Origin of the sequence: Kitasatospora misakiensis (genome assembly GCF_042656005.1) — a bacterium.
Taxonomy (GTDB): domain Bacteria; phylum Actinomycetota; class Actinomycetes; order Streptomycetales; family Streptomycetaceae; genus Kitasatospora; species Kitasatospora misakiensis.
In genome coordinates this window covers 1-20159 of the sequence record NZ_JBHSOF010000026.1, presented here as the reverse complement: position 1 = coordinate 20159, position 20159 = coordinate 1, and the positions used below count along the sequence as shown (strand labels likewise).

The 20159-nt window shown below is 75.7% G+C and carries 13 protein-coding genes and 1 pseudogene; 4 read left to right on the top strand and 10 right to left on the bottom strand.

The annotated features are described in order from the left end of the window. Positions 1-100: 100 nt before the first annotated feature. Entirely contained in the window at positions 101-520 is a 420-nt protein-coding gene (locus tag ACFP3U_RS20210; protein WP_380226986.1) for an SDR family NAD(P)-dependent oxidoreductase, read from the top strand. 103 nt (positions 521-623) lie between these two features. Here ACFP3U_RS20210 and ACFP3U_RS20205 read toward each other — a convergent pair whose 3' ends face one another. Further along, positions 624-1727, bottom strand: a complete 1104-nt coding sequence (locus tag ACFP3U_RS20205; RefSeq protein WP_380226985.1) for a nucleoside triphosphate pyrophosphohydrolase — start codon at positions 1725-1727, stop codon at positions 624-626. 165 nt (positions 1728-1892) lie between these two features. Continuing rightward, on the bottom strand, positions 1893-2513 hold the full coding sequence (locus tag ACFP3U_RS20200) for a hypothetical protein (RefSeq protein WP_380226984.1): 621 nt from the start codon (positions 2511-2513) through the stop codon (positions 1893-1895). A 229-nt stretch (positions 2514-2742) separates the two neighbouring features. On the opposite strand from ACFP3U_RS20200, the pseudogene ACFP3U_RS20195 reads away from it, so the two are divergent. Further along, positions 2743-3369 (top strand): annotated as a pseudogene (locus ACFP3U_RS20195) (phosphatase PAP2 family protein); the annotation flags it as partial. A gap of 201 nt (positions 3370-3570) precedes the next feature. On the opposite strand, the gene ACFP3U_RS20190 reads toward ACFP3U_RS20195, so the two are convergent. The 5 genes from ACFP3U_RS20190 to ACFP3U_RS20170 form a co-directional block, all read right to left on the bottom strand. Beyond that, the gene (locus ACFP3U_RS20190) at positions 3571-4311 is read right to left on the bottom strand and encodes a response regulator (RefSeq protein ID WP_380226983.1); all 741 of its coding nucleotides are present in this window, start codon (positions 4309-4311) and stop codon (positions 3571-3573) included. Positions 4312-4318: 7 nt separating this feature from the next. Continuing rightward, the gene (locus tag ACFP3U_RS20185; RefSeq protein ID WP_380227052.1) at positions 4319-5734 is read right to left on the bottom strand and encodes a sensor histidine kinase; all 1416 of its coding nucleotides are present in this window, start codon (positions 5732-5734) and stop codon (positions 4319-4321) included. A gap of 105 nt (positions 5735-5839) precedes the next feature. Further along, positions 5840-7501: a protein kinase domain-containing protein gene (locus ACFP3U_RS20180; protein WP_380226982.1), complete on the bottom strand. Its 1662-nt coding sequence runs from the start codon at positions 7499-7501 to the stop codon at positions 5840-5842. Then, complete coding sequence (locus ACFP3U_RS20175; protein WP_380226981.1) at positions 7498-8310, bottom strand: hypothetical protein; 813 nt, start codon at positions 8308-8310, stop codon at positions 7498-7500. Before ACFP3U_RS20175 ends, ACFP3U_RS20180 begins: the two co-directional genes overlap by 4 nt. Positions 8311-8563: 253 nt before the next feature. Further along, the gene (locus ACFP3U_RS20170) at positions 8564-10750 is read right to left on the bottom strand and encodes an N-6 DNA methylase (RefSeq protein ID WP_380226980.1); all 2187 of its coding nucleotides are present in this window, start codon (positions 10748-10750) and stop codon (positions 8564-8566) included. 188 nt (positions 10751-10938) lie between these two features. Between ACFP3U_RS20170 and ACFP3U_RS20165 the strand changes: the two genes are divergently transcribed. After that, a complete protein-coding gene (locus ACFP3U_RS20165) occupies positions 10939-11568 on the top strand; it encodes a DUF4352 domain-containing protein (protein WP_380226979.1) in 630 nt (209 codons plus the stop codon). 104 nt (positions 11569-11672) lie between these two features. Here the strand turns inward: ACFP3U_RS20165 and mfd are convergent, their stop codons facing one another. Further along, the gene (gene mfd / locus ACFP3U_RS20160; protein WP_380226978.1) at positions 11673-15296 is read right to left on the bottom strand and encodes a transcription-repair coupling factor; all 3624 of its coding nucleotides are present in this window, start codon (positions 15294-15296) and stop codon (positions 11673-11675) included. Between the two features lie 628 nt (positions 15297-15924). On the opposite strand from mfd, the gene ACFP3U_RS20155 reads away from it, so the two are divergent. After that, a complete protein-coding gene (locus tag ACFP3U_RS20155; protein WP_380226977.1) occupies positions 15925-17241 on the top strand; it encodes a nucleotide sugar dehydrogenase in 1317 nt (438 codons plus the stop codon). A 75-nt stretch (positions 17242-17316) separates the two neighbouring features. Here ACFP3U_RS20155 and ACFP3U_RS20150 read toward each other — a convergent pair whose 3' ends face one another. Together ACFP3U_RS20150 and ACFP3U_RS20145 are read right to left on the bottom strand one after the other, a co-directional pair. Continuing rightward, on the bottom strand, positions 17317-18831 hold the full coding sequence (locus ACFP3U_RS20150; RefSeq protein ID WP_380226976.1) for a coiled-coil domain-containing protein: 1515 nt from the start codon (positions 18829-18831) through the stop codon (positions 17317-17319). A gap of 266 nt (positions 18832-19097) precedes the next feature. Beyond that, positions 19098-20159: SUKH-4 family immunity protein (locus ACFP3U_RS20145; RefSeq protein WP_380226975.1), on the bottom strand; the 1062-nt coding region annotated here is incomplete at its 5' end.

Below are 20159 nucleotides of genomic sequence, written 5' to 3'. Positions count from 1 at the left end.
AGGGGTAATTCCTGTTGCGGAGGGTCAGGTCGTGCCTACGATCCTCCGCAAGATGTCCGTGGGCGCCGGTGCGGAGCCGCCCACAGGGAGGAGCAGGGCCATGCGGGTCACCGGTGCGGTCATCGTCGCGGTACTCGACGGCGGGTCGGGGGCGGACCTCGCTCGCCGGTTCACCGCGGCGGGAGCCGCCGGGATGCTGATCGCCGACCAGCGGAGCGGGGTCGCCGAGGACCTCGCCACCGAACTCGACCGCCCGGGCTGCCGGGTCGTCGGCGTGGGCGGTGACGTCCGCCGCCCCAGCGACGTCGCCGCCCTGGTCGACACCGCCGAGAAGCACCTCGGACCGATCGACCTGTTCTGCGTGGCCGGGCCGGGCGGCGAGCGGATCGTCTCCCTCTCCGAACTCCCCGACCACCTCGACCTGGAGCGGCTCGCCGAACTCGTCGCCCTGGTCGGCGAGGCGATCGGCGAGGTCGTCCCGCCGCAGCGCCGTCCGGTGGAGGAGGTCGCCGCGGCCTGAGGACGGTTCGGCGGGCCCGGGGCCGGGCCCGCCTGCTGGAACTCCTCGGCTGCTGGAGCTCCTCGGCCTGCTCGGGCTCCGCTGTCTACTCGCGCTCCGCGGTCTACTCGGGCTCCTCCGTCGGCTCGGGCTCCTCCGCCGGCTCGGCGGGCTTCAGGCCCTCGGCGGCGCGCACCGCGTCGCGGTACCCCCGCGCCGCCGCCCGCAGCGCGGCGTCCACGTCGATCCCGGCGTCGTGCGCGCGCTGCGCCACCGCGAGCAGCAACCGGCCCGCCGACTCCGCCGTGAGCGCGGCGGGCAGCTCGTACGGCTCGTCCGGCACCCCGGTGAACCCGGCCCGGCGCACCCGCGAGACCAGCTTCGCCGCGTACGCGAGCGAGGGCAGCCCGGCCGGCACGCCGTCCAGCACCGACTCGCGCTCCGACTTCTCGGCCGCCTTGAGCGCCTCCCAGTTGGCCTCCACCTCGGCCGTGCCGCTCGCCTCGGTGTCCCCGAACACGTGCGGGTGCCGGTACATCAGCTTCTCGACGATGTCGCCCGCCACGTCGTCGATCGAGAAGGCCCCGGTGGGGTGCTCCTCGGCGATCCGGGAGTGGAAGAAGACCTGGAGCAGGACGTCGCCCAGCTCCTCCCGGAGCGTGGCGCGGTCCCCCTCCTCGATCGCCTCGACCAGCTCGTAGGCCTCCTCGACCAGGTACTTCACCAGGCTGGCGTGGGTCTGCTCGGCGTCCCACGGGCAGCCGCCCGGCGAGCGGAGGCGGTCCATCACGGAGACCAGGTCCAGCAGGCGCGCGCCGGGCAGGTCGTAGGAGCCCGGCAGCACCTCGATCTCCGGCACCTCGCCGGCGTGCTCGACCGCGAGGCGGGCCAGCGCGTCGGTCAGCCCCGGGTCGCCGTCCGGGCCGCCCAGCCAGACCGTCGGACCGGCGTCAGTGGTGTCGGCGGCGTCGGCGGTGTCGGCGGCGCCGGCGTCGGCGGGGGATCCGGTCAGCAGGCGGGCGAGCGCGGGGGCGGAGCCGGGCGCCACGATCTCCACCTCGACGCCCGCCTGCCGCACGGCGGGCAGCTGCGGGTGGTCGGCGCCGCCGGCGAGCACCCGCCCGGCCGACCGCAGTGCCTCCCAGGCGGGCCAGGACAGCAGGCCGGGGGCCACCCGGTGGGTCGTGATGAGGAGGATCAGCTTCGCGCCCGGAGGATTCGTCGTCACCCCTCGAACCTACCCGCCCGTCCCGCGCCCCCGCCCGGGGGCTTGCCTCCCCGCGTGGGTGGGCGCCGGGACTGTTCCCGAGTACGGGTCCGGGGTTCCGGGTGTGGGCGCTCCACCCGTGGGCGCCTTCGGTACGGCGGGCGGCCTTCGGTGTGGCGGACGGCGTCAGCCGGTGAGCCAGGGGCGGGCGGCCGGGGCGAGGGTGGCGTGCTCCGGGTCCCAGCTGCCGTAGCGGGGGTTGACGCGCAGGTGGAGCGCGTCGGCCGTGGCGGCCAGGATCCGGCGCACGGCGGCGTCGCCCGCGGGGGTGTCGGCGTCCGCTCCGGCCGCGGCGGCGAGCCGGCGGATCCCCAGCTCGCGCCCGAGGCGGTCGTCGATCGCCTCGGCCGGGACGCCCCGCGCCGCCAGGGCCCGGGCCAGCCGCCCGGCACCGCCGTGGCGCCGCTCCTCCTCCACCCGGGCGGTCGCCACCTCGGCAGGGGCGACCGCCGGCCCCCGGTCCGCGACCGCGCGGGCCACCACCGCGTCGAGCACCAGATCCGTGACCGCCCGCCGGACCGGGCCGTCCGCCTCCCACCGGGCGTCCGCCGACACGCCGCCCGGCGTGTGCCGCAGCGCGGCCACCCTGGCCTGCACGGCGTCCACCGGGATCCGCCGGCCGTCCAGCACGGCCGCCGTCCCCGCCGTCAGCGGGTCGCCGGCGCATCCGGCGAGCCCCGGGGCGGCGAGCAGCAGGCCGGTGACGGCGGCGACGACGGTGGTGGTGGCGGTCCGGCGACGGTGCATGGCGGCTCTCCGGAGTGACGGGGTGGCTGGGGCGGTCCGGGGGGTGGCGGAGATTCCCCGAGCGTAGGGCGGGCTGCCCCGGGTGGTGCGGACCGTCGCCCGAACGGGCCATCCCGGCCGAGCCCGCGCGGCACGGCACGGGACCCGCGTCAACCCTGACGATCGTCCAGGTCGACCCCTGGCTTTCGGGTCGGGTCCGGACCCGGCCCCGGCACCTACCGTCCGTGTCATGACGAACACGGTCAGGAACAGAACGGCCCTCGCGGTGGTGCTCCTCGGCGCGGGCGGCGGCGCGGTCGGGTGGCTGGCCCCGGCGCACGGCGGTGCGGCCGGGCCGGGCCGGCCGGTCACCGGCTGGTCGGCCACCGGGTACCGGCGGGTCGCCGAGGCGGTCGCCGACGCCCCGCACCGGCTCGCCGCCCTGCTGGAACCCGCCACCGAGGCCGGCCTGCTGGTGCTCGGGCTGCTGCTGGTGCTCGGCTGGTGGACGGCGCGCGGGCGGCGGGCCGCCGGCGCGGTCGCCGGTGTCGCGCTCACCGGCCTCGGCACGGTGCTCGCGTACGGGGCGAGCGAGGTGTTGAAGGTGGTGCTCGACGAGGAACGGCCGTGCCGGGCCCTGGCCGGGCTGCCGTCCACCGCACTCGCCGACTGCCCGCCACCGGGCGACTGGTCGTTCCCCAGCAACCACGCGACCCTGGCCGTCGCCCTGGCCATCGGTCTGGTGCTGCTGCGGCCCCGGTGGGCGTGGCTGGTCGTCCCGGTCGGCCTCGGGACGGCCGCCCTGCGGGTGGCCGCCGGGGTGCACTACCCGCACGACGTGGCCGCCGGGGCGGTGCTGGGCGGGGCGGTCACGGCGGCGGTGGTCGTCGCGCTGCTGCCGTCCGCGACGGCCGTGGTCGGCGCGCTGGGCCGGGTACGGCTGCTCGGACCGCTGTTGCTGGCGCCCGCTCGCGCCCCCATACCCGGGCCGGGCACGGCCTCGGCCCGACCCCGGGCCGCGGATTCGGCTCCCGGCACGGCGTCAGGGCCTGTCTCGGGCTCAGAGGCTGAGTGGGGTTCAGTCCCGGTCTCGGCCGAGTGGGCCTGCGGCCAGGCCGGCCTCGTGGGCGAGCACGGCGGCGGCCGCCCGGTTGGCCACTCCCAGCCGGGCCAGGACGGAGCTGACATGGGCCTTCACCGTGCCCTCCACCACGCCGATCCGGCGGGCGATCTGACCGTTGGACAGCCCGGCGGCGACCAGCGTCAGCACATCGCGCTCGCGGGCGGTCAGTCCGGCCACCTGCCGCTGGGCGGCGGCCCGGCGGTCGGCCGGACCGCCGGACCGGGTGGCGGCGAGGTGCGCCACCACCCGGGCGGCCACCTTGGGTGACAGATAGGCGGCCCCGTCGGCCACCGCCCGGACCCCGGCGATCAGCTCCTCAGGCTCGCCGGACTTGATCAGGAACCCGTTGGCGCCCCCACCGAGGGCGCGCAGGATGTAGTCGTCCTCACCGAAGGTGGTCAGCATGAGGATTCCCGGAGCCGCTCCGGTCGGGGTGGTGACGGCCGCCCGGCGGATCTCCGCGGCGGCGGTGATGCCGTCCGTGCCCGGCATCCGGATGTCCAGCACGGCGACGTCCGGCCGGTGGCGCCGAACCAGGTCGACCGCCTCGCGGCCGTCCCCGGTCTCCGCGACGATCTCGATGCCCGGGTCGGTGGTGAGCACGGCGCGCACCCCGGCGCGCACCATCGGCTCGTCGTCCGCGACCACCACCCGGATCGGCATCCGGGTCCCGTCGCCCCGCTCCCCGGCGCTCATCGCGCGCTCACTGGATCAGGGCGTCCAGGGAGATCAGCACCTCGCCCCGGAAGCACAGCCGGTACGCGTCCCCGGAACGGTCGTCGTTGAACACCTCGGCCGTCATCGCGTAGTACTCGCACGTCACTCCCTCTCCCCCGGGTGGCGGGTTGCCCACGGACGGATGGTACGGAAACTGACGTTCCGGCAGAAATCGCTGCACGGTGACCCGGTCCTGGCCGACCCGGAGCGCGTCGTAGTCGGCGGGGTCGAGGACGGACCGGCCGGCGGTGTGGATCGCCCAGCCCCGCAGCACGGCGGTCAGCACCAGCGCGACGGAGAGCGGCACCAGCACGACCGCCGCCATCATCCGGCCCACCCGGCGGCGGGCGCGGCGCAGTTCGCGGGCCGGCGACACCGCGACCGGCTCCGCCGCCAGGGCGGCCGGGGCGCCGGAGCGCGGCAGGTCGGCGCAGACCTCGAAGCCTGCGCCCTCGGCCCGGGGCCCGTACCGGAAGGTGCCGCCGGCCAGCCGGACCCGCTCGGCCAGACCGAGCAGGCCCCGGCCGCCCGGTCCCGCCGCGACGGCTCCCGCATCGGCGCGGGCCGGGGACGGGCCCACCGGCGGAGCGTCGTTGCGCACCCGGACGCGGGCGCCACCGCCCGGCGGGTAGGCCACCAGCACCGTGACCGGCGCGCCCGGGGCGTGCTTGGCGGCATTGGTCAGCGCCTCCTGGACCACCCGGTAGGCGGCGTGCTCGGCCGCCCGCGGCAGCCCGTCCGGCTCCCCCTCGACGGTCAGCCGGACGTCCAGGCCCGCCGCGGCCGCCTCCCCCACCAGTTGGGGAACACCCGCGTCGGCCGGGCCCGGGGCGGCGTGGGGCTCCGTCTCCTCCCGCAGGATGCCGATCACCTCGCCGAGGCGTTCGACGGCCGCCGCCGCGCCCGCCCGGATCTCCTGCACCGCCTCCCGGTGCGGCGGGGCCAGGTCGGGCGCCAGCTTCAGCGCACCGGCCCGCAGGGCGATCAGGCTCAGGTCGTGGCCGAGCGCGTCGTGCATGTCCTGGGCGATCCGGGCGCGTTCGCGCAGCCGGGCCTGCTCGGCCACCAACCGCTGCTCGCGCTCGGCCCGCTCGGCCCGCTCCCAGCCGGCGCGCACCAACTCCTGCGACTGCCGCCAGAACCGGCCCACCATCCAGGGGCCCATCCCGGCGCAGACCAGCACCGAGACGACGGAGGTCGCCTGCTCCGACCGGGCCGGGACGACCACGGCCACCAGCACCCCCACCACGACCAGGGCCGTCAGCAGGACCACCGCCGACCGCGCCCGGTCCATCCGCACGCCGGCCAGGAACGCCGTCGCGATCCCCGGCAGCACCCACCAGAGCGACACCGCCCCGGCCCCCACCACCAGCAGCGCCAGGTCCACCCACCACGCTCTCATCCGCACCCGCCCGACCCTACGGACCTCGTCGGGCGCCGCGGATCTGTCGAAAGTCATACGGGCTCAGACGGGCACGGTCGGGCGTGCGGGCTCAGGCGGGCACGGTCAGGCGCGCGGGGGCCAGGGGGTGGCGGTGGTGCGGTGGGGCTGGAGGGTGTCGAGGGTCTGCCGGAGGCGGCGGACCGCCGGGTGGTGCGGGCCCTCGCGGCGTTCACGGTCGAAGAGGAGCTGGAGCAGCCACGACCACGCCGCCTCCGTCTCGCCCAGCGAGGCCAGCAGCACGCCGATCCGCTCCCGGAGGTCGAGCAGCCGCTCCGGTTCGGCCTCCGGCCACACCGCGAGCAGGGCCTGGTACTCGGCGAGCGCCTCCGCGCCCCCGCCGAGCTGTTCGAGGCACTCGGCGGCCCGGAAGCGCGGCTCCAGCGCCCGTCGGCCGTGCGGTCCGCCCTCGGCGGTGGCGGCGAGCAGCCGGTACTCCGCGAGCGCCTCGTGGTGGCGCCGCTCCTGGAGGAGCGTGCGCGCGTAGATGGTCCGGACGGTGCGGACCAGCGCCGCGCCGTCGCCGAGTTCGGACCGGCCGCGCGCCAGCAGCCGGGCGGCGAGGTCGAGCACCTCGGCGCGCCGGCCGGCGTCGACCAGGTCGGAGAGCCGGGCGCAGGCCGCCGCGAAGTCCTCCGCGGCCCCGGCCAGCGCAGGTGGCACCGACGGCACGGACGGCACCGGCGGGTTCGGGTCCGGGTGCGGCACGGCGGCCATCAGGAACGGCGGCGGTTCGGCCCGGGGCGGCGCCGCCGGGGCGGTGCCGGCCGCACGGGGCTGAGGCTGGAGCGGATGCCGGTACGGCCGGGCCGGGTCGGGCAGCGGCCCGTACCGGGGCTGCGGCGTGGAGACGGCGGCGGGCAGCAGCGGCAGCAGCCGCCCGTACACCTCCTGGGCGTCGGCCGGCCGGTCCTCGGGGCGTTTGGCGAGCAGGTCCAGGACGAGCCGCTCCAGTGCGGCCGGCACCTCGGGGCGCAGCTCGCGCAGCGGCACCGGCGGGTCGTCGACGTGCCGCCGCAGCAGTCCCAGCGCGGTCGGTGCGCGGAACGGCCCTTCGCCGGCCAGCATCTCGTGCAGCAGGCAGCCGAGCGCGTACAGGTCGCTGCGCGGGTCGACGGCGGCGGACAGCGCCTGCTCCGGCGCCATGTAGGAGGGGCTGCCGATCGGCACGCCGGTGAGGGTGAGGCGGGTGGCCTCGGGGTCGAGCGCGGTGGCGATGCCGAGGTCGAGCAGGACGGTCCGGCCGTCCTCCCGGACCATCACATTGCTGGGTTTGAGGTCCCGGTGGACGACCTGCACCGCGTGGACGGCGGCCAGCGCGGCGCAGAGCTGGGCGGCCACGGCGACGGCACGCTCGACCGGGAACGGCGCGTCCTCGGCGATCAGGTCGGCCAGGCTCACGCCGGGGACGCGCTGCATGACGAGGTACAGCTCGCCGCCCTCCTCGCCGGCGTCGAAGACGGTGACCAGGCCGGGGTGGTCGAGGGCGGCGGTGGTGCGGCACTCGCGGAGGAAGCGGCGGCGCAGGTCGTCCCCGTGCCGGAGCCGCTCGGTGGTGGTGGGGTCGGTGCCGCCGGTGGCGGCGAGGAGGAGGTCGGTGCGCAGCAGTTTGACGGCGACCGGCCGGGCGAGCCGTTCGTCGTGGCCGGCCCAGACCTGGCCCATGCCGCCGTGGCCGATCTTCTCGGTGAGGTGGTAGCGACCGCCGATCACCCGGGCGACGGTCACGGGCGGTCCTCGCGGGCCTGGCGGCGCAGCAGTTCGCCGAGCTCGCGCAGCTCGTCGGAGGTGGCGGGCCCGGCGCCGCCGGCCCCGGCTCCCCCGGCCTGCACCGGCGGGTGGGCCACCGACGGCTGGGGCTGCACCGGCGGCTGGGGCTGGGCGGCCTGCGGGTACGGGGCCGGGGTCCCGTACGGCTGCGCGGCACTGTATGGCTGCGCGGCGCCGTACGACGGGGCGGGGGCGTACGGCTGCGCCGCCGGGTAGGACTGCGTGGCGCCGTACGGCTGGGCCGCCGGGTAGGGCTGGGCGGGCGTGGCGGGCGACGGGTAGCCGTACCCGGCCGGCGGCGGGTAGGCGGCCGTGGGAGCGGCCGGCCGGCCGGCGCCCCAGACCACCTGGCGGTCCATCAGCAGGAAGTGCACCGGCGGGGTGAACCACATCAGCACCATCGTCGTGGTGCCGACCGCGTCGGCGACCGGGGCATCGCCCTTGGGGTAGCTGCCGGCGATCCCGATGCAGATGAAGAAGGTGAGGAAGAGCCCGGCGAAGACCACCGCGCCCAGGATGTCGTACGCCCGGCGGCGGCGGATCGCCAGCAGCAGGGACGGCACCATGCCGAGCAGGCCGACGGTGAGCAGCGGCGCGAGGACCACCAGGACCCGGCCGAGCACGCCGTACGGGCCGACCTGTCGTCCGGGGCCTCGGGGCGGGACGGCCATGGTCGGGGCGTAGGGCTGCGGCGCGGTGCCGGGTATGCCGCCGGTGGGCGCGCCACCGGGCGGTGGGCCGAACTGCCCGGGGTACTGCCCTGACATGCGCGCTCCTGAGCGGGTGAGGACGACGGCCGTCCGGATCACGGAACCGGTCCCGCACACCGTACCGCCCGCGCCGGTCGGCCCGGAGTCCTTTCCGTCGCGCCCGATCCCGCGCCCGATCCCGCGCCCGATCCCGCGCCCGATCCTGCGCCCGATCCCGCGCCGATCCCACCGCACCGGCGCGGGATGGACCCGCCCGGATTCCCGGGCCGGCCGCACAGGAAGTCGGCCCGCCCGACCTCCTGTGCGGGCGTCAGGGGGCGGACGGGGGCTCGGCGGTGCCGGCGGCGAGGGCGTCGGTGACCGCCTGGGTGAGGGTGCGGCCCAGGGCGGCGGCCTGCTGCAGGGTCGCGTCGAAGGCGGCGAGCCGGGCGAAGGCGGCGCCGAGGCGGCGCTGTTCGGCGATCGGCAGGCGCGGGAGTTCAACCCGGCGGATGTCCAGGCGGGTGGTCGTGGAGGCGTGGCTGGCGGCCCGCCGGGCGGCGGCCGTGGAGCGCAGGTGGCCGGCCAGGAAGTCCGGGTCGAGGGCGGCCGGATCGGGGCGGAGCAGGTGGAGTTGGCGGCCGAGGGCCGCGCCGACGGGCGGACCGGCCGGACCGACCACGCGGGCGACGCCGCCACCGAGGGCGGGGACGAGCACGTCGCCGGACCGGGTCAGCGGGGTGCCCTCGGCCGCGGCGGCCCGGTCGAGGACGGCGCCGGGCGCGCTGCCGGTGACGAGGTCGTGGTCGGTCAGCACCGGGATGCCGGTCGGGTCGGCGCCGGCCGGCCGGGTGGGTGCGCCGGCCCCGGAGGAGTGCACCTCCAGGAGTCCCGAGCGGACCAGCTCCCCCAGGGTGACGACCGAGCCGGGTCCCGAGCCCGCGCCCGCGCCCGCCTCCGGCGCCGCTCCGCCCGTCGGCCCGGGCAGCAGCGTGGCGGGGTCGGCGAGTCCGGCCAGCAGCTCGGTCAGCCGGCCGCCGAGGTGGGAGAGTCCGGCGGCGCCGCCGAGCGGGGCGGCCGGCGGGACGTGCCGGGCGGGCGAGAGGTCGGTCTCGTCGTCGAGCAGGTCGATCGCGGCCACGGTCCGGTGCCGGCCGGGGCGGTCCGCCGGAAGCGGGAGTCCCTCGCGGGCGGCGAGGTCGAAGGCGCGCCAGGCGTCCAGGACGGTGCGGTGCAGCTCGGGCCAGCGGACCTTGTCCCGGCCGCCCTCGGCGACCTCGGCGGAGCCGGGCGAGGTGGAGGCGGCGTCCAGCATGAGCACCTGGCGGAAGTCGTCGCCCGGTCGGGGGGCGCGCAGCACCCAGAGGTGGAGCGGCACCCCGTACGGCGGCGCGGCGCCGGCCGGGAGGGCGACGACGGCCCGCAGCGCGCCGGAGCGCAGCAGTTCGGCGCGGACCCGGCGGCCGGCCCGGCGGGCGGCGACGGTGGGCGGGAGCAGCAGGGCCGCGAGCCCGCCGGGCCGGGTGTGGGCGAGGCAGTGCAGCACCCAGGCGAGTTCGGACTCGCCGCGCGGCGGGACGAGGCCGCCGGGCCAGCGCCGGTCGAACTGCAGCTCGTCGTGGCCCCAGTCCCGCTCGTTGTAGGGGGGTTGGCAGAGCACCGCGTCGAAGCTGCGCCCGGGGTGGGCGTCGGCGCGCAGGGCGTCGCCGGGGCGGAGGTCGATCGGGAGCGGGGCGGGGTCGGTGGCGGGCGCGCGCAGCGCGAGCCGGAGCCGGGCGAGCGCGAGGGTGACCGGGTCGGTGTCCTGGCCGTGGCGGTCGGTGGTGGACGGCAGGGCGAGCAGCAGCGCGCCGAGGCCGGTGGCGGGGTCGAGCACGGTGGCGGCGTCACCCGCCACGGCGGCGAGCAGGTCGGCGGCCTCCGGCGGGGTGGGGGTGAGCTGGCGGGTGTTGGCCTCGGCGTACCGGGTGAGGAGTTGTTCGAAGGCGTCGGCCGGGCCGGTGTCGGCGGCCAGCCGGGCGAGCAGGCGGGCGAGGTCCAGCTCGGTGGAGCCGAGCAGCCCGGACCGGTGGACGCCGCCCGCGCCGTCGGGGCTGTCGGGGCCGTCGGCGCCGTCGGGACCGAGCGCGGTGCGGGCGGTGTCGGCGAGGGCGCGCGGCAGGGCGGTGGCGAGCCTGGTGTCCGGCTGCTCGGCGAGCGCGGCCCACTGTTCCGGTGCGCGGTGGTGCAGCAGCAGGACGGTGCCCGCCTGGACCAGCGGGCCGGCGGGGTGTCCGGCCGGGTCCCGCAGGGTCTCGACGAGCCGCCAGACCCGTTCCAGCAGCGGCAGTTCGGCGATCTTGCCCTGGGACCGGAGCCAGGCCTCCACCTCGGCGAGCGCGAAGGCCGGACTGCTGTCGGTGCCGCCGACCGGGCGGGGGAAGTCGGGGTGGCGTCGGCGCCAGTTGCTGACGGCGGCGCGGCCCACCCCGGCGAGGCGGGCGATCTCGACGGCGGTCACCTCGGGACGGTCCGGCATGGGGGCACTCCTGGGGGCAGTGGTGTGACCACACAGCATAGCCAGAGGTTCCATTCGAACGGTTCACACGTGAACAGAGACGTTTCATGAAAGACCGTTGACATCGTTCACAGTCAATGATGTGATCTCTCCTGTCGACGCCGCGTCAGGCAGCCGACCAGAAAGCCGAACGAACCGAGGAGAGCACCATGTCCGCCGCCACCCGCCGCACCCGCCGCGCCGCCGCCCTGCTGCTGGGCGCCACGCTCGTCACCCTCACCGCGACCGCCTGCAACTCGACCGGCGGCCCGTCCGTCTCCACCGAGGCCAAGCAGACCGCCGCCTCCGCCCCGGCGGCCGACACCGGCAGCGCGCCGGCCAAGCCCGCCGAAAGCAAGCCCGCCGAGGCGGCCAAGGCCCCGGCCAAGATCGGCGACACCATCGCCCTCAAGGGCACCCTGGAGAAGAGCAACACCGCCGACGTCACCGCCGTGAAGGTGGTCGACCCGGCGGAGAGCACCAACGAGTACCTCACCGCGGCGGACGGCAAGCACTACGTCGCCGTGCAGTTCCAGATCAAGCCGACCGGCGCCAAGGCCTACGGCGAGACCCCGTGGAGCAGCGCCAAGGTGGTCGACACCCAGGGCCAGTCGTACGGCCCGACGCTCGCCGACACCAAGGCCGGCCCGTCCTTCCAGACCCCGACCAACATCGCCTCCGGCGAGACGGGCAAGGGCTTCGTCGTCTTCGAGGTGCCGAACGGCACGAAGCTCGACAAGGTCCGGTTCTCCCTGGACAACGGCTTCGCCGACCAGGTCGGCCAGTGGAAGATCGGCTGACCGCCCTGTTCACACCCCGCACCCCCGCACCCCCGCGACTCCCGCAACGAGAACGGCGGCCTCGGGCGTCATCGCCCGAGACCGCCGCACACCGGAGAGGTCCGCTACTTCTTCGCCCCCGCCAGGTCGTCGAACATCGCCGACAGGAACTCCCGGGACCACGTCAGCAGCTCGCGCCCGACCAGCGGCTTGCCGCCGATCCGGCCGGTGGACGGCCGCGGGACCAGCAGTTGGTTGGTCGCCGCCTTCACCTGGCTGCGCGGGTAGAGCCGGTTCAGCCGCAGCTGCTGGGACTCGCGCAGCTCGACCGGGCCGAACCGCACGTTGGAGCCCTGCAGCGTGATGTCCGCGATGCCGCACCGCCGCGCGAACAGCCGCAGCGCCGCCACCAGCAGCAGGTTCTCCACCGCCTCGGGCAGCTTGCCGTACCGGTCGACCAGCTCGTCCCGGACCTGCTGGATGTCCTCCTCCGAGTTGACCGCCGCGATCGAGCGGTAGGCCTGGAGCCGCAGCCGCTCCCCCGGCGCGTAGTCGTGCGGCACGTGGGCGTCGACCGGCAGCTCGATCTTCACCTCCAGCGGCTCCTCCTCCGGCTCGCCGCCGCCCGCCAGCGACTCCCGGAACTCGGCCACCGCCTCGCCGACCATCCGCATGTAGAGGTCGAAGCCGACGCCCGCGATGTGCCCGGACTGCTCGCCGCCGAGCAGGTTGCCGGCGCCGCGGATCTCCAGGTCCTTCATCGCGACGTACATACCGGCACCCATCTCGGTGTGCTGGGCGATGGTGGCCAGCCGCTCGTGCGCCGTCTCGGTCAGCGGCTTCTCCGGCGGGTACAGCATGTAGGCGTAGCCGCGCTCCCGCCCGCGGCCGACCCGGCCGCGCAGCTGGTGCAGCTGGGACAGGCCGAAGGTGTCGCCGCGCTCGACGATGAGCGTGTTGGCGTTGGAGATGTCGATGCCGGACTCGACGATCGTGGTCGACACCAGGACGTCGAACTCCTTCTCCCAGAAGTCGACGACCACCTTCTCCAGCTGGTTCTCGCCCATCTGGCCGTGCGCGGTGGCGACCCGCGCCTCCGGCACCAGGTCCTTCAGCCGGGCGGCCGCCTTGTCGATCGACTCGACCCGGTTGTGGATGTAGAACACCTGGCCCTCGCGCAGGAGTTCACGCCGGATCGCCGCCGAGATCTGCTTCTCGTCGTACGGGCCGACGAAGGTCAGCACCGGGTGCCGCTCCTCCGGCGGGGTGGTGATGGTGGACATCTCGCGGATCCCGGTGACCGCCATCTCCAGGGTGCGCGGGATCGGGGTCGCGGACATGGTCAGCACGTCGACGTTGGCCCGCAGCTTCTTCAGCTGCTCCTTGTGCTCGACGCCGAACCGCTGCTCCTCGTCGACGATGACCAGGCCGAGGTCCTTGAAGCGGGTCTCCGAGGAGAACAGCCGGTGGGTGCCGATGACGACGTCCACCGAGCCTTCGAACAGCCCCTCCAGCACGGCCTTGGCCTCGCTGTCGCTCTGGAACCGGGACAGCGCCTTCACGGTCACCGGGAAGTTGGCGTACCGCTCGGCGAAGGTCGAGAAGTGCTGCTGCACCAGCAGCGTGGTCGGCACCAGCACCGCCACCTGCTTGCCGTCCTGCACCGCCTTGAAGGCCGCGCGCACCGCGATCTCGGTCTTGCCGTAGCCGACGTCGCCGCAGATCAGCCGGTCCATCGGGACGGACTTCTCCATGTCCGCCTTGACCTCGGCGATGGTGGTCAGCTGGTCGGGCGTCTCCGCGTACGGGAAGGCGTCCTCCAGCTCGCGCTGCCACGGGGTGTCCGGGCCGAAGGTGTGGCCGGGGGCCGCCATCCGGGCCGAGTACAGCTTGATGAGGTCGGCGGCGATCTCCTTGACCGCCTTCTTGGCCCGCTGCTTGGTCTTCGCCCAGTCCGCGCCGCCGAGCCGGTGCAGCGTCGGGGCCTCGCCGCCGACGTACTTGGTGACCTGGTCGAGCTGGTCGGTCGGCACGAACAGCCGGTCGCCGGGGTGGCCCCGCTTGGCCGGCGCGTACTCCAGCACCAGGTACTCGCGGGTGGCGCCCTGCACGGTGCGCTGCACCATCTCCACGTACCGGCCGACGCCGTGCGCCTCGTGCACCACGTAGTCGCCGGGCACCAGGGCCAGCGGGTCGATCGCGTTGCGGCGCCGGGACGGCATCCGCCGCATGTCCTTGGTGGAGGACCTCTGGCCGGACAGGTCGGTCTCGGTGATCACGGTCAGCTTGAGCGTCTCGTCGACGAAGCCGTGCTCGATCGAGCCGCAGGAGACGTACACGACGTCCCGGGTGGGCGCCTCGGACAGGTCGGCGACCAGCCGGGCCGGAATGCCCTCGTTGCCGAGCACCTCGGCGAGGCGGGAGGCCGGGCCGTGCCCCTCGGTCACCATGACGACCCGCCAGTCGGCGGCCAGCCGCTCCTTGGCGTCGGCGATCGCGCGGGCGGTGTCGCCCCGGTACGCCTCGACCGCGTGCATGCCGAGGGTCAGCGTGTTGGCGTCGAACTCCAGCACCTCGCTCACCGAGGCGTCGCTGGTCGCGAACGGGCTGACCGACCACCACGGCAGGCCGATCTCGGCGGCGTGCTCGCGGACCTCGGCGAGCGAGCGCAGCGAGGCGGCCGAGACGTCGATCGTCTCCAGGTCGATGGGCCGGTCGCCACCGGACGCGGCGGCCACCCAGGAGGCGTGCAGGAACTCCTGACTGGTCGCCACCAGGTCGGCGGCGCGGGTGCGGACCCGCTCGGGGTCGCAGACCACGGCGACCGAGCCGAGCGGCAGCACGTCCATCAGCAGTTCCATGTCGTCGACCAGGACGGGCGCCAGCGACTCCATGCCCTCGACCGCGATGCCCTCGGCGATCCTGTCCAGGATCTCGGCCAACCCCGGGTGCTCGGCGGACAGTTCGGCGGCCCGCGCGCGCACCTCGTCGGTCAGCAGCAGCTCCCGGCAGGGCGGCGCCCACAGACCGTGCTCGGCGATCTCCAGCGAGCGCTGGTCGGCCACCTTGAAGAACCGGATCTCCTCGACCTCGTCGCCCCAGAACTCCACCCGCAGCGGGTGCTCCTCGGTCGGCGGGAAGACGTCCAGGATGCCGCCGCGGACCGCGAACTCGCCGCGCTTCTCGACGAGTTCGACCCGGGCGTAGGCGGCCGCGGCGAGCCGCCGGGCGACCGCCTCCAGGTCGTGCGACTCGCCCCGCCGCACCGCCACCGGCTCCAGCTCGGCGAGCCCCTTCACCTGCGGCTGCAGCACCGAGCGGACCGGCGCCACGATCACCTGCACCGGCCCGGCCGCCGGGTCGTCGACGCGCGGATGAACGATCCGGCGCAGCACCGCCAGCCGGCGGCCGACCGTGTCCGAGCGCGGCGAGAGCCGCTCGTGCGGCAGCGTCTCCCAGGCCGGGAACTCGGCGACCGCGTCCGGCGGCAGGAGCGAGCGGAGCGAGGCCGCGAGGTCCTCGGCCTCCCGGCCGGTGGCGGTGACGGCCAGCACCGGCCGGCCCCGTTCCCCGGCCGCCTGCCCGGCGAGCGCGCGGGCCAGCGCGGCGATCGCGAACGGCCGGGCGGCGGGCGGGCCGACCAGGTCGAGATGGCGGCGGCCGCCGGCCGCGGTGGCGGTGGCGGCCTCGATCGCCTCGGCGAGGGCCGCGTCCCGCGCGACGACATCGAGCAGTCCGGTCAGGCTCATCTGGAGTCTCTTCTTCGTCCCGAAGCTGGTGCTGCCGAGGGGCCCTGGGCCCGTTCGGGCAACGCGAACGGCCCGGCACGCCGAGCGGCCGGGGGTCTCCAGCCTACGCCGCGAGGCTGACGCGCACGCGGCACACGGCCGGGGGCGGGGCGACGCGCGGCCCGCGCGCGATCAGGTCGCGATCAGGTCGCGATCAGGTGCGGACGAACCACCGCCCGCGGGCCGCCGCTCCGGCCGTTTGGCCGGGCCGTTCCCCCGCCGTCGCGATCCGCCACGAACTGGACATACTCCTGTCACTGCCCGTCCATGGAGATCGCGCACCATGGTCCGTGTGCCCGCCGCACCCAACCGTGGGGGATGGCTGCGGGGGGCACGGTCGCACACCCGATGGGGGTCGGGAGTGCGAGGCCGGGCGACCCTGGGTGGGGGCGCCCGCCCACTCGCCGGGAACCGTGGCGTCCTTTCCTGGAGGACGCCACGGGTCTCGGCCTCGTTCGTTTTCCGGCCCCTTTCGGCGCGATCCCGGGAAAGCCCGCGCGGCCGGGCACCGCTCCCTACCCTGTTGTGAAGACCGTGTGGGGACGCCCGGAGGGGTCAGGGGGCGTCGCGATGGAGGGGGTTCTTCGTCATGCGCGTTGTCATCGCAGGCCAGGGCTACGTGGGGCTGCCGCTCGCGGTCCGCGCGGCGGAGGTCGGCCACCGGGTGGTCGGCTACGACGTCGACGAGCGCCGAATCAAACGGCTGGCCGTCGGCGAGTCCTACGTCGAGGACATCCCGGCCGAGCGGCTGCGGCCGCTGCTGGAGAGCGGGAGCTATCTGCCCTCCGCCGAGCCCTCCGACGTCGCGGGCTTCGACGTCGCGGTGATCACCGTGCCGACCCCGCTGCGCGACGGCGTGCCCGACCTGTCGTACATCGAGGCCTCGGCCGCCCTGCTCGCCCAGCACCTGCGCCCGGGGGCGACCGTCGTCCTGGAGTCGACCACCTACCCCGGCACCACCGAGGAACTGCTCGCGCCGCTGCTGGAGCAGGGGTCGGGGCTGACCGCCGGGCGGGACTTCCACCTCGGCTACAGCCCCGAGCGGATCGACCCGGGCAACCCGACCTGGCGGCTGGAGAACACCCCCAAGGTGGTCTCCGGGATCGATCCGGCCTCGCTGGCCGCGGTCGAGGGCTTCTACGGCGGGCTGATCGAACGGACCGTCCCGGTCTCCTCCTGCAAGGAGGCCGAGCTGACCAAGCTGCTGGAGAACACCTTCCGGCATGTGAACATCGCGCTGGTCAACGAGCTGGCGATGTTCGCGCACGACCTCGGGATCGACGTCTGGGAGGCCATCGACGCGGCCTCCACCAAGCCGTTCGGCTATCTGCGGTTCACCCCCGGCCCGGGGGTGGGCGGGCACTGCCTGCCGATCGACCCGTCCTACCTGTCCTGGCGGGTGGAGCGGGCGCTCGGCCAGTCGTTCCGGTTCGTCGAGCTGGCCAACGACGTCAACAGCCACATGCCCGACTACGTGGTCCGGCGGCTCGCCGAGGCGCTGAACGAGCGGCAGCGCTCGGTCAAGGGCTCGCGGGTGCTGCTGCTCGGGCTGGCGTACAAGAAGAACACCGGCGACGCCCGGGAGACGCCGGCCGCCCGGGTCGCCGAGCTGCTGGTCCGGATGGGCGCCGAGGTCCGGGCCGCCGACCCGCACGTGGTGGTCGGGGTGCACGTGCCCGAGCCGGTGATCCCCGGCCAGCGCGCGGCCGAGCACGACCCGCACGGCGACCCGTTCGCCGCCGTGCACCGGGTGGAGGCGAGCCCGGCGGAGCTGGCGGCGGCGGACGCGGTCGTGCTGCTCGCCGACCACGACGACTTCGACTACGGGGCGATCACCGCCCACGCCCGGTACGTGCTGGACTGCCGGCGCCGGCTGACCGGCGGGGCCGCGGTCGAGGTGCTCTGAGCCGTCCCGCCGGGCCGGGAACGCCGCGGCCCCGAACGCCGGACGGGCGTTCGGGGCCGGTGGACGTCGGGGTCGTCAGCGACGGCGGCGGTAGGCGACCGTGTTCGGGGTCTCGTAGTCGCTGCCGTCGTCGACGATGACGATCTTCGGGATGATCCGGGTCTCCTCCTCGGCCGGCGCCTCGGCGTCCGCCCCCTCGCCGGCGGCCGGTACCACCGACGGCGGTGCCACCGACGGCGGCGCGGCCGGCCTCGGCGGCACCGGTCCGGTGGGGACGGCCGCGGCCGGGACGATCCGCCCCGGGGTGACCCGGAGCATCGCCGTGGCCGCCTCGCCCGCGGCGGGTGCCGGGGCGGCGGGTACCGGGGCTGCGGGTGCCGGGGCGGCGGGCCGGGCCGGGACGGGCTCCTTGCGGAGGTCGGCCCGAGGGTCGACAGCGGCGGGCACGGACACCGGCACAGGCACGGCCACGGGCAGCGGGATCTCCCCGGTGTCCGCCTCCGAATCCACCCCGGGAGCGTCCGAGGGCGCCGCGTCGACCGGCGCCGCGTCCACCGGCGCACCGTCGGACGGCACGTTGTCGGACGGCACGTTGTCGGACACGGCGCTGTCGGACGGAGCACCGTCGGTCGGCGCGCCGTCGAACGGAGCACCGTCCGCCGGAACCGGGGCCGTCACCGGCACCGGCACGGCCACGGGCCCCGACTCGATCGCGCCGACCGCGGCACCCGTGAGCGAGGCGAGCGTCGCCTTGATGTGGTCGAGGTGCTGCTGCACCGTCTCCAGCCTGGTCGCGAACTCGCGCTGCTCCTGCTCGCTCGTCGCGTTGATCCGCTCCGCCTCGCGCCGGGCCTGCTCGATCAGCTGGTCCGCCCGGGCCTGCGCCTCGGCGTCGCTCTGCTTGACCTGGCCGAGCACCGTCTCCCGGAACTGCTCGGCCTCCTTGACCCGCCGCTCGGCGGTGGCGGAGACCTCGGTGTCCTCGGCGTCGGCCTGGGTCAGCGCCTCGGCGAAGGTCTCGTCGGCCTTGCGGCGCAGGTCGGCCAGCTTGGTCTCGGCCCGCTCGGAGGCCTCGGCCGCCGCGACCCGGACCTTGGCGGCGTGCGCGGTGGCGGCGTCCCGGACGGACCTGGTCTCGCGGTCGGTCTCGGAGCGGATCGTCTCCGCCTCGGCCCGGGTGCGCTCCTCCGTGCGGCGCGCCGCCGCGTCGGCCTCGGTCCGGGTGACGGTCGCGTACTCCTTGGCGGCCCGGTCGGCCGCCTGGCCGGCCTCGTAGACCTCGTCGCGGAGGTCCTCGGCGTACCGCTCGGCCTTGTCGCGGACGGCGCGGGCCTCGTTCTCGGCCGTGCGGGCCAGGCCGGCGGCCTGCTCGCTGAGCACCTCGTAGTCCGGTTCCGGGGCTTCGTCGGCGGCCTGCCTGACCTCGGCCAGCCGGCGCTCCATCTCCCGGATTCCGGCCCCGAGCACGCTCAGCCGCTCCCACGCCTCGTCACGGTGGGCGGTGAAGGCGGCCAGGGCTCGGTCGACCTGCTCGGGCGCGTAACCGCGCCGGGCAACGGTGAAGCCGTACTGGGGGACGGCATCGCTCATGGGCTCTTCCCCTCGTGTCGCGGGCTGCGGAGCCCATGATCGGACGGATCGGTCCGCTCGGGAACCGGGTCGGCGAACCCGGTCCGGATTCGCCCGTCGAACGGATCGAAACATGTCGAGGATGGACGATTGCGACCATCCTCTTGACCTATTTTGCGCAGATCAGGGCGAAACCCCAATGAGGCACCGCCGCGCCGGTACGCCGAAGGGGCCGTTCCGGACACCGGAACGACCCCCAGTCACCTGCGTGGATCCAGGACGACCTGCTAGAGCAGTCCGTCCCAGAACTGCTCCAGCAGCACGGCCCACCAGGTGTCCGCGGACTGGAACGCAGCCGGGTCGATCGCGGCCAGCTGAGCCTGGAAGTCGGTCGTCCAGCGACCGGCCTGGTCCGGGGTCAGCCCGTACCGCAGCCGCCACATCCGGCCCAGCAGGGCCAGGGAGCGGACGAACTCCGGTACACCCGTGTTGACGAACCTGGGCGGCTCGCCGGTTCCTTCCAGATCCACCGCGACCACGTGCGCCGTGCCGTACTGCACGCAGAGCTGCCGCCCGTAGTCGTTGCCGAGCACCAGGTAGCCGCCGAAGTCCGGGCCGCCCGCCAGACCCCGCTCGGCCGCCAGCTCGGCGAGCGTCGGGATCGGCCGGCCCTCCTGGGCCTGCGCCCAGAAGAACGGTCCGAACTCGCGCGGCAGACCCGCCCACATCAGCGTCTGCGCCACCGGCTCGGGGACGCCCTGGCGGGCCACCGCGCGCTGCTCGAAGCGGAACACGTTCGGCCCGAAGGCCTGGCCGAGCTCCTGGCCGAGCTCCTGCGGCGCGATCGGCGCCGGCGGCGGGACGGTGCCCGGCGCGGGCAGCGGCACCCGGAACGGCCGGACCCGCTGCGGCCCCGAGGCCAGCTGGTGCAGCTCGTCCAGGTGGTCGAGCAGCTGGGCCATGCCGGCCTGCCGGGAGTGGTGGTCGCGCCCGTAGTCGGCGGTGTGGGTAAGGCGGACGTTCGGCCAGGAGGCGGTGATCATCCGGTGGCAGTACCCGCCGGGCAGGTCGCACGACTCCAGCTCGGTGTAGAGCTCCAGCACCTGCTCCGGCGGCACGTTGAGCCGCCGCAGGTCCTGGAGGATCTTCCACTCCGGGTGCGGCGTGCCGGGCTCGCTGCGGTGCAGCAGCTTCTGCTCGGAACCGTCCGGGCCCCGGTAGCTGAGCGCGGCGAAGTAGCCGGGGCCGACCGCGGGCACGCCGGGCGGCACCGGGGCGCCCTGCGGCGGTCCGGGGACGGGCGCGGGCGGGGCGGGCGCCGGCGGGGCGGCCGGGGCCGGCGCCGGGGC

Bases quoted from the DNA above. Each gene is read 5' to 3' on its own strand.
- ACFP3U_RS20210 (WP_380226986.1), top strand. From the start codon at position 101: ATGCGGGTCACCGGTGCGGTCATCGTCGCGGTACTCGACGGCGGGTCG.
- ACFP3U_RS20200 (WP_380226984.1), bottom strand. From the start codon at position 2,513: ATGCACCGTCGCCGGACCGCCACCACCACCGTCGTCGCCGCCGTCACC.
- ACFP3U_RS20190 (WP_380226983.1), bottom strand. From the start codon at position 4,311: ATGAGCGCCGGGGAGCGGGGCGACGGGACCCGGATGCCGATCCGGGTG.
- ACFP3U_RS20185 (WP_380227052.1), bottom strand. From the start codon at position 5,734: ATGAGAGCGTGGTGGGTGGACCTGGCGCTGCTGGTGGTGGGGGCCGGG.
- ACFP3U_RS20175 (WP_380226981.1), bottom strand. From the start codon at position 8,310: ATGTCAGGGCAGTACCCCGGGCAGTTCGGCCCACCGCCCGGTGGCGCG.
- ACFP3U_RS20170 (WP_380226980.1), bottom strand. From the start codon at position 10,750: ATGCCGGACCGTCCCGAGGTGACCGCCGTCGAGATCGCCCGCCTCGCC.
- ACFP3U_RS20165 (WP_380226979.1), top strand. From the start codon at position 10,939: ATGTCCGCCGCCACCCGCCGCACCCGCCGCGCCGCCGCCCTGCTGCTG.
- mfd (WP_380226978.1), bottom strand. From the start codon at position 15,296: ATGAGCCTGACCGGACTGCTCGATGTCGTCGCGCGGGACGCGGCCCTC.
- ACFP3U_RS20155 (WP_380226977.1), top strand. From the start codon at position 15,925: ATGCGCGTTGTCATCGCAGGCCAGGGCTACGTGGGGCTGCCGCTCGCG.
- ACFP3U_RS20150 (WP_380226976.1), bottom strand. From the start codon at position 18,831: ATGAGCGATGCCGTCCCCCAGTACGGCTTCACCGTTGCCCGGCGCGGT.